Consider the following 8,922-nt stretch of genomic DNA (forward strand, 5'->3'; position numbering starts at 1 on the left):
GGGGTGGAATAAGGCTCTTATGACAATGAATCTCAATAATCAGCATTTCCAGAAAGTCCAGAGGGGCATAAGGCCAAAATTTGGCCGAATCGAAATCTTCGGCTGATATGATTTACGGGACACGCTCTATTGAGTTAGCTCCGCATCATATGCTGACTATAACGGATTATTGGATGATTATCCCTTGGAGCGACTTGCGGAAGTCCCGCAGTTTTCCTGGCTTTTGCAGTACGGGAAACCCTGGCTCCGGAGCGCAGCGGAGGAGAACAGGGAGGGTCCCATGCTGCAAAAGTCTCAGAAAACAAGGGACGAGAGCATTGGAGGGACAAGGGATGATTACCCAATAATCAAAGATTATATATCGAAACAGAGCTAACTCAATAGTCATAAAGGCTATATCTCTTCCTTTACAGGTTCGTGTTGACTCAAAATGTAGAGGCCGTGCACAGGAAAGGAGAGTGTATAGTTGGGGATCTCTTCAAAGCGGATGCGGCCAATATTGCCATCCTCAGGGATTTCAGACAAGGGAATGAGCCCCAGAGGAATAGGGAAGTCCAGGGGACGTGAATTGATTGCAGACAATCTGGAGACATACCGTTTCTTCATGTAGTCCAATATGATGTCTCTTTCTTCAGTGGTAAATGATTCCAAAAGGACCTTGCGACTGCTCACGGGATCAAAGGGTGCATTTCTGTCTATCGGGTCTCCCAAAAGCTTTGACCAGTCGTAGTGCTGGGCCTCCTTCTCGTCCCAATCAGGCCGGAAAAGATGTATCTCTACATCTTTATGTCCCCTGAATTTCTTTATGATCAGGGAGATCGTATATCCTCTTTTTACGGGCAATTCATCCTTGGAATTGATGATATTGAGTTCCATTTTTTCTCCTGTGATCTCTAATGCTTTTCTTTTTCCTCTTCTCTTTCTTTTTGCATGAAGAGCCTGGCTTCTTCAGCAAGTTTCCTCAGCCTGTCTTTTACTTTTACAAATACTGATCCTTCCGGATAGCATCCATCAGGGCCGAGTTCCCCGGCAGGCTGGCCGGTCAGTATTTCCAGGCCTTCCTCCACCTTGGATATGGCCCAGATATGGAACTTGCCTTGTTTTACGGCATCAATCACTTTCGGTTTGAGCATCAGGTCCTTGACGTTGGCCTCCGGGATTATCACTCCCTGCCCGCCTGTGAAATTCTTCGCCTCGCAGAGGTCAAAAAAACCCTCGATTTTTCTGGTGACACCCCCTACCGGCAGGATTTCTCCTTTCTGACTGACAGCCCCGGTTACGGCAATTCCCTGGTCAATCGGCACATCGGAGAGCGCTGATAACAGGGCGAACAGCTCTGCACCGGAGGCCGAGTCTCCCTCGACCATTCCGTAGCTCTGCTCAAAGCATATGGAGGCATTGAGACTCAAGGGACAGTCTGCCGCAAAGCAGGCCCTTAAATACCCGGCCAGTATCATAACGCCTTTGGTGTGAATATTGCCGCTGAGATCGGCCTCCCTTTCCAGGTTTACAACTCCTTCCTTGCCGAGAGCTATATTCACTGTAATTCTGGAAGGTCTTCCGAACACATAGTCACCAAGGTCATAGATGGACAGCCCGTTTACCTGGCCCACGGTCTTACCGGTTGTTGCCACCTTAAGGATATCTTTTTTGAGCATTTCATGCAGATGGTCTTCATACAGATTGCACCTGTAAGTCTTTTCATCCATTGCCTTCTGGATATGCCTGCCCTCGATAAGCTCGCTATTTTCGGACCCTGCCCAGAAATCCGCCTCTCGCAGCAGGTCTGCAATATCCGATATTTTTAGACTGAGCTTTTCCTGGGACCCTGCCAGCTCGGAGCTGAACTCAATGAGACTCGCAACACCGCTCATATGCAGGTCCCTGAGATTTTCCCGTTCTATAAGGGCCTTGGTCGAACGCATGAATTGATCCAGCCTCTCTTCGTTCCTGTCAACATGGACGTCAAGGTGCGCCTTGACCTTGAAAAGCTCCCTGAAGTCTTCATCGTAGTTATAAAGGAGTTGATAGATGAACGGATTCCCCATAAGTACTATCTTTATACGCAGAGGGATCGGTTTGGGTTTCAGCGCTTTGGTCGTGAATAATCCGAATTGTTCCGCAGGGTCTTCTATCTCAATCTTTCTATTCCTTAGAGCCCTTTTCAGGGCTTCATAAGAAAAAGGCCATTTTAAGAGGTCGAGGGCCTTTATCAGCAGATAACCGCCGTTTGCACGGTGAATTGAACCTGGCTTGATCATGGTGAAATCGGTAAAGAGGGCACCGAACTGGGCCTTGCGTTCAACGACGCCAAATAGGTTTGGATAGCTCGGGTTGCTTTCTATAATGACAGGCGCCCCTTTGATCTCTGAATTGTCAACGAGCATATTTACTTCGTACCGGGTAAATGACGGACCGGCTCCTGGGAATGGAAAAGGCAGGGCTGGAGCAGACTCGCTCTTAGGACGGAAGTCGTCCATGTGCTGGATTACGTCTTCTTTTATATCAGCAAAGTAGTCCCGGAGTATTTTGTAAGATTCATATTTTTTTTTCAGGGGTTCAAGTAAGGTGTCAATCGTCTGGCCTACAACATCCTGATCAAGCTCTTTCAGCCTCTGGCGCACTGACTGTTCCAGATGGTGGATGTGCCTCATGGCATCTGCCATATCTTTGTGGAACTCTTCGCTCTTGGCCTTGAGTTCTTTCCGTTCTTCCTGGGACATCTTCGACAGGTCCTCAGGGGTAAGAGGGGTACCGTCTTCCTTTGCCGGGACCACCATCATGACCGATTGATCTGATTGCAGTATGAAGCCGTTTTCGCGCACCTTTTTATCCAGTTCCTGAAATACCCTTTTCCGGTCTTCATTGAACGCCTTTATCACCTCTTCCTTTTGCGAAACATAAGTATCGGCTTCAAAGACTTTAGGTATATGGAGCATCAATTCATCCAACAAGTCCGCCATGTCTTTTCTGAATTCCCTGCCTTTGCCCTTATTAAGCTCTACAGCAGTGGGCGTATCCGGATTCCGGAAGTTGTGGACATAACACCAGTCAGAAGGCAGAGGATGCCTGTCTTTGGCCACTTCCTCCACATACGACCTCGCCAGCTCGGAAAGCCCTGTTTCATTGATCCCTGCAACGTATATGTTGAAATCAGGATGTTCCATTCTCAGGCCAAAAGTGAGGGCCTGGATGGCTCTCTCCTGAGCCACTAAAGGCCTTTCCTCAGTCTCAAGCTGGCTTAGTCGTTGAAAACCCAGGTCTTGGGGATCTATTTTCAGACGCAGTTTTTCCGGATCAAGCGGTACGATAGTAGCCATTGTAATCGTAACCTTTCGTGGTTTGTAGTAATTTTAAACTATTACTAACTAATTAATTTCTTAACATTTTTACTCTTTTTACGGCCTAAGTGTTCATAGGCAAGGTCTGTTGCGATCCTGCCCCTGTAAGACCTGTGCACATAACCCCTCTGTACCAAAAAGGGTTCATAGACATCTTCAAGCGTGCCTTTTTCTTCCCCCACGGATGTGGCAAGGGCATCAAGCCCTACCGGCCCTCCATTGAACCTGTCTATTATGGCACCTAAAATTTCACGGTCCATGCGGTCAAGACCCTGACGGTCAACTTCAAGCAAGCGCAGGGCCTTGTCTGCAATCTGACGGGATATGCTTCCACCTGCCTTAACTTCTGCATAGTCCCGTACCCTCCTTAAAAGCCTGTTTGCTATTCTGGGAGTGCCCCTCGACCTCTTTGCGATTTCAAGGGCGCCCTCCTGGTCGACTTCGGTGGCCATGATCCTGGCAGACCGGTTGACAATTGTGCAAAGGTCATCATCCTTGTAAAAGTCCAGCCTGAGCACTACCCCGAAGCGATCCCTAAGGGGCGGTGAGAGCAGCCCGGCCCTGGTGGTTGCCCCGACCAGGGTGAACCGCGGAATCTCGATCTTGATGGTCCTCGCGCTGGGTCCCTGTCCGATCATCAGGTCCAGATGAAAGTCCTCCATTGCAGGATAGAGTATTTCCTCTACCACAGGACTCAACCTGTGAATTTCGTCAATAAACAGGACGTCTCCCTGCTGTAAATTGGTCAATATGGCGGCCAGATCCCCAGGCCTTTCTATCACGGGACCAGAGGTGGACCTGAAGTTCACTCCAAGCTCTGCTGCAATTATGTGGGCGAGAGTGGTCTTGCCCAGGCCGGGCTGTCCGTGGATTAACACATGATCAAGGGCCTCGCCTCTTTTTCTTGCTGCAGCAATAAAGACCTCGAGGCTCGCCTTGACCTCTTGTTGGCCTATATATTCAGAAAGAGACTTGGGCCTTATCCCGGGCTCAAAGGATCTGTCTTCCCCTAGGGGTTCCGGGCTCAGATTCGTATCGTCCGTTCTGTCCGCGGTATTTTTTGCCATCATGCCTGTTTTGTATGACCTTTCGCCAGAAACTGCAGCGCCTTTTTCACAAGATCTTCAAGGCCTGCACTTTCACCCGCTGAGGCAAAAGCCCTGGCAAGGGCGGCCCTGGTCTCGGATGAACCATAACCCAGATGAGTAAGTGCTGAAAGCGCATCATTCCACAGGTCTCCCGCAGCCACTTGCTCAATATGAGAGGCCGGCTCCACATACCATTGTCTTTTCGCAAGTATGGCCCTGGCCTTTTCCTTCAGGTCAATACACAGTCTTGCAGCGGTCTTCTCCCCTACGCCGTGGATGGCCCGAAGTCTATTATTCTCTTCTCTGACCAGTATCTGCAAGAGCTCTCCGGCAGAGAGCACCGACAGGATTTTTAGTGCCAATCCGGGGCCGACCCCTGAAACCTCCATCAACAGCCTGAACATGTCCCTGGCTTCAATTGTTTCAAATCCGTAAAGTGAGAGCGTGTCATCCTTCCAGACAAGGTGGGTGAAGACCGTTACTTCATTACCGGATGAAGGCAGGTTGGCCAGGGATGAAGAGGGCATCTGGATTTCATAACCGATCCCATTCACATCGACTATAATACCCCGGTCCCATGGACCCAGAATCTTGCCGCTGATATAGCCGATCATCAGCCCGTATTTTCCCGGGAATCAGATAACAACCGGCTGCCCGAAGAGTGGGCATGGCATATTGCCACAGCCAGGGCATCTGCGGCGTCCTGGGCGGGTTTTTTGGACAGATTGAGAAGTATCCGGACCATATGTTGTACCTGGGACTTTTCCGCCCTGCCGTAGCCAACCACTGCCTGTTTAACTGTTATGGGCGAATACTCGAATACAGGTAGACCTCCATGGACCGCCGCCAGAATTACCGCCCCCCTGGCATGACCAAGCAGCAGGGCAGCCCTTGCGTTGACTGATTGAAAGACCCCTTCCACTGCCGAGACAGTTGGATTGTGCCGGCCTATTACTTCTTTCAGGCCCGAATAGAGTCTTTCAAGCCGCTTTGCAAAAGTGAGTCCTGCATGCGGACGGATAATGCCGGCATTGACGAAGTGGAGCCTGTTATCCTCCCATGACACAATTCCATAACCAGTAGCCAGCGATCCGGGGTCGATCCCCAGGATAATCTCCCTTGTCATGCCTGGCTGACCTTTCCAAGGATTTCATCAGGTATGTCAAAGTTTGCATAAACATCCTGCACGTCGCTGTTTTCTTCCAGGACCTCCATAAGTTTGAGGAGTTGGCCTGCCTGCTTTTCGTCCTCAATACTGACCGTATTGCCGGGTAACATCGTGACTTCGCCGGACAGTACAGGAATACCGTTGGATTCCAGGGCGGATTTCACGTCTTCAAAGTCTTCAGGGGCGGTATATATCTCCCATTCGGATTCCTGCTCTTGTATATCGTCGGCATTTGCTTCCAGGGCTATAGTCATAAGCTCTTCTTCATCGACCTTGTCTTTCTCAACCAATAACAATCCTTTCTTTTCGAACAGCCATGCCACGCTTCCGGGCTCTCCAAGGCTGCCGCCCATCCTGGAAAAGAGATGCCGTATATCCGCTACGGTGCGTTGGCGGTTGTCTGAAATCGTTTCAACCAGTATTGCCACTCCTCCCGGGCCGTAGCCTTCATATGTTACTTCCTCGTAATTTACACCCTCAAGCTCACCGGTACCCTTCTTAATTGCCCGCTCTATATTATCTTTGGGCATATTTTCGGCCTTTGCGGCCGCTACCGCAGTCCTCAGCCTTGGGTTGGCGCCGAGGTCTCCGCCACCTATACGGGCGGCTACCATTATTTCCTTTATGATCCTGGAGAAAGCTTTGCCGCGCTTGGCGTCTTGCATCGCCTTCTTGTGTTTTATAGTGCTCCACTTTGAATGACCGGACATAAAGCCTCCATTTATCAGATTTTTTCAGGATACTATAGACCCAAGATTATGTTAAAGGGCAAGGCGCTAAATACGTTCGAAAAAGCGAGCAAGATCCTTGTCAAGGAAGCGCTCTACCTTCCCAAGGTATCGGCCATGTGCAATCAATATCTGTCTCCTGGCCTGGTTTTCTATGAGTTTATGTATCCGGTGCTTCACCCTGTTCCAGAGGTCCCTTTTGTAGGCAGTCTCAATTGGTATCAGGTTGTCCAGGTCCTTCAGGGTACTCTTTGTGAATTTTGGGAAAAGTATCCGTTGAACATACAGGGAAGCTGAGGCCACGACCAGCATGGCCCATAAAATGGGCCAAAAGAAATGCCTAAAATTTATGTTTCCGTCCAGCAGGGCCCCTGCAAGCGGGATTTCCGGATAGCCGCTCAAGAGTTTCATGATCAGGTCTCCAAAAAAGAAGGCCAGTATGGCGGCCACGCCCCATGTACGTAGAACCCCTTTGAATTTATGGATAAATCGTTTCTGGAAGGCGGCCATGGCCTCTATTTGCAGGCCAAGCTCCCTTACTATTCGATCCGCTTCCTGGAGTATGTGGTTTAGCCTCATCCTTGGTGCTGAACTCATGGCCTGCTTGAGCTCTTCACGTTCGTTCATCCATATCTCAAAGCCCGGGGGAGGCACTTTGCCTTCCCGGGGAGCAAAGGTGAGATATATCCTTGGCATGTCCTTTCTGCCCGTCATCTGTGAAAGGTTCCAGCACAAGGTCCCATAAGACCTCAAAAGATCGGACATGCTTTCGCATTCGTCAATTCGATTCAGCACGTAAATGACCCTGTCTTCTCCGGTGGAGCCTGGGAGCGTACTGCGGATGGCTTGATAAGTCTCCTTTATTGTTCCTGCCTTATGGGGATCAAACATCAGGATGATGAGGTCCGCCAGCTTTGCCAGTTCTCCCACTACGCCAAGGTAGTCATAGCCCCTGTCTTTTTCTGTGACAGAATCCAGCATTCCCGGGGTATCTATGATGGCAAAATCCTGGAGGACGGGGGTATCTTCCACCCTCTTTAATCGCATATGAGACAGAAGGCTCTCGCCAAAGCGCCTGAGAGGAGAAAAGGGAAGACGTTCATCATTTACCACAGTGCTTCCAGGTATCTCTCCCTCGGATTCATTAGACTCTGGTGCGGTCAGGATGGTAAAGCTGTCATCAGTGGGTGCCTGACCCGTGCGCTGGATCCGGCTTCCCAGGATTTCGTTGATAAAAGTGGATTTTCCAGATGAGTAGTTGCCTATTACAAGGACCACCGGCTTCCATTTAAGGGGAGTAAGCAGGTCCTTGATGTCCAGCCCGTAACGCTCAAAAAGCGGGGCCATCTTGTCCTGCAGTATTTGTTCGAGTTCTTTTGTCAGGGTCTCAGCGGCCTTTCCTGTTTCTTCCATACAAAATTCCTCAAAGGCACTTGCATTCCTGATACAAGGGCGGTCCTACAGTCAAGCCGGTCGATTACAGGACCTTATCATATTGATTAAAGCATATCCGCCTATATTATCATTGAAAAGCCTCAGGCTGTCCAAAATGTAACCCATCAACCGGCCAGTGGCAATACGACCTTCCCTGCCGGATCAGTCTTTCCTTCCAGTGGTCCTTTAGTGTCCGTTCCCTTACCACAGGGTTAAAGCCGTGTCTTGAGCGTCTTCCAGACAGCCTCCCTGATAATATCACAGACCTTGGTATAATCGGGTGTCTCCTGGTCTGTAAAATTGATCTCACGGATCCTTGTCCGAATGTCTCTCGGGAGTCTCGAAATGCTCGCTCTTAACGGCTCATTTGGATTAAAAGCAATGCCTGTACCGCCCAATTCCGCAGCATGTTTTAATGCAGGAAAATCTCCCATGGTATCCCCGATGTGAAATATGTTGCACTTGCCGGGTCTGTATAAACTTATGAGATCATCGATGACCTGCACCTTTTCTTCCTCGTCGGTGATAGGCCTGATAAGACAGGATTTTTCCTCCCGGCTCAGCAGGTCCGCAAGGACCGGTGATGCCGCAACACTGAACAAAGACCTGTGACGAATCTTATTCACCAAAGCCATCAGCCCGGCAAACCCGGTTGTGGAGAGGGCGCATTTTGCGTCCACATTCCCGGATTGACTGAGATCGTCAAAGGTTGAGATGACGCCATTATACAGGGGCATTCCCCTGGCGTATGACTCAAGGCGGACCCGGCCGACACCGGCAGCCAGTTGTTTCATCCTCGGCAGCACGAAAGAAAATCTGCAACTTCCGGATGTATAGGCCTTCATCAAATCTTCCATTTGGTCAAATAATCCATCGGGTCTGACCAGTTCGCCAAATGTGTTATCCGGCGTGGTTGTTCCGTTGACATCCGTTGTCACAATTATTTTTGGTCTTTCGTCATCGTGTCTCATATGCCTATATGTCCTACCATACAGTAAATATCCGGTGAACCCGTGACCCTACATAACCGTTCACTGGCAGGGGATATTTCTTTTCACTTCACACTTCAGCCCCTTGTTTTCTTAAGGCTTTTGACATGGGGGATGTCCTGCCCCCTCTGCATTCGCCTTACGCTGCGCTTAAGGCGATGCAGTTTCCCCCAC

Annotated in this window: 9 protein-coding genes; 1 reads left to right on the plus strand and 8 read right to left on the minus strand. The window is 49.8% G+C overall.

Features of this window, described 5'->3' with window-relative positions; translation table 11 throughout:
* Nucleotides 1–169: 169 nt before the first annotated feature.
* Nucleotides 170–376 (plus strand): hypothetical protein, encoded by a 207-nt coding sequence (locus C4B57_05420; GenBank protein PXF54772.1) that lies wholly within the window; start codon nucleotides 170–172, stop codon nucleotides 374–376.
* Between the two features lie 17 nt (nucleotides 377–393).
* Here the strand turns inward: C4B57_05420 and C4B57_05425 are convergent, their stop codons facing one another.
* From C4B57_05425 to C4B57_05460, 8 genes are all read right to left on the minus strand, one after another.
* Nucleotides 394–876: a hypothetical protein gene (locus C4B57_05425; GenBank protein ID PXF54773.1), complete on the minus strand. Its 483-nt coding sequence runs from the start codon at nucleotides 874–876 to the stop codon at nucleotides 394–396.
* Between the two features lie 17 nt (nucleotides 877–893).
* Nucleotides 894–3,320 carry an ATP-dependent protease gene (locus tag C4B57_05430; protein ID PXF54774.1) on the minus strand — a complete coding sequence of 809 codons (2,427 nt, stop codon included), beginning with the start codon at nucleotides 3,318–3,320 and terminating at the stop codon, nucleotides 894–896.
* 44 nt (nucleotides 3,321–3,364) lie between these two features.
* The gene (locus C4B57_05435; protein ID PXF54775.1) at nucleotides 3,365–4,408 is read right to left on the minus strand and encodes a Holliday junction branch migration DNA helicase RuvB; all 1,044 of its coding nucleotides are present in this window, start codon (nucleotides 4,406–4,408) and stop codon (nucleotides 3,365–3,367) included.
* A complete protein-coding gene (gene ruvA, locus C4B57_05440) occupies nucleotides 4,408–5,043 on the minus strand; it encodes a Holliday junction branch migration protein RuvA (GenBank protein ID PXF54776.1) in 636 nt (211 codons plus the stop codon). The genes C4B57_05435 and ruvA overlap by 1 nt, the downstream gene beginning before the upstream one ends.
* A complete protein-coding gene (locus C4B57_05445; GenBank protein ID PXF54777.1) occupies nucleotides 5,043–5,555 on the minus strand; it encodes a crossover junction endodeoxyribonuclease RuvC in 513 nt (170 codons plus the stop codon). Before C4B57_05445 ends, ruvA begins: the two co-directional genes overlap by 1 nt.
* Entirely contained in the window at nucleotides 5,552–6,307 is a 756-nt protein-coding gene (locus C4B57_05450; GenBank protein PXF54778.1) for a YebC/PmpR family DNA-binding transcriptional regulator, read from the minus strand. Before C4B57_05450 ends, C4B57_05445 begins: the two co-directional genes overlap by 4 nt.
* 66 nt (nucleotides 6,308–6,373) lie before the next feature.
* On the minus strand, nucleotides 6,374–7,738 hold the full coding sequence (locus tag C4B57_05455) for a dynamin family protein (GenBank protein ID PXF54779.1): 1,365 nt from the start codon (nucleotides 7,736–7,738) through the stop codon (nucleotides 6,374–6,376).
* 233 nt (nucleotides 7,739–7,971) lie between these two features.
* A complete protein-coding gene (locus C4B57_05460; GenBank protein ID PXF54780.1) occupies nucleotides 7,972–8,730 on the minus strand; it encodes a hypothetical protein in 759 nt (252 codons plus the stop codon).
* Between the last annotated feature and the right edge of the window lie 192 nt (nucleotides 8,731–8,922).

It is taken from the genome of Deltaproteobacteria bacterium (genome assembly GCA_003194485.1).
Lineage (GTDB): Bacteria > Desulfobacterota > Dissulfuribacteria > Dissulfuribacterales > UBA3076 > UBA3076.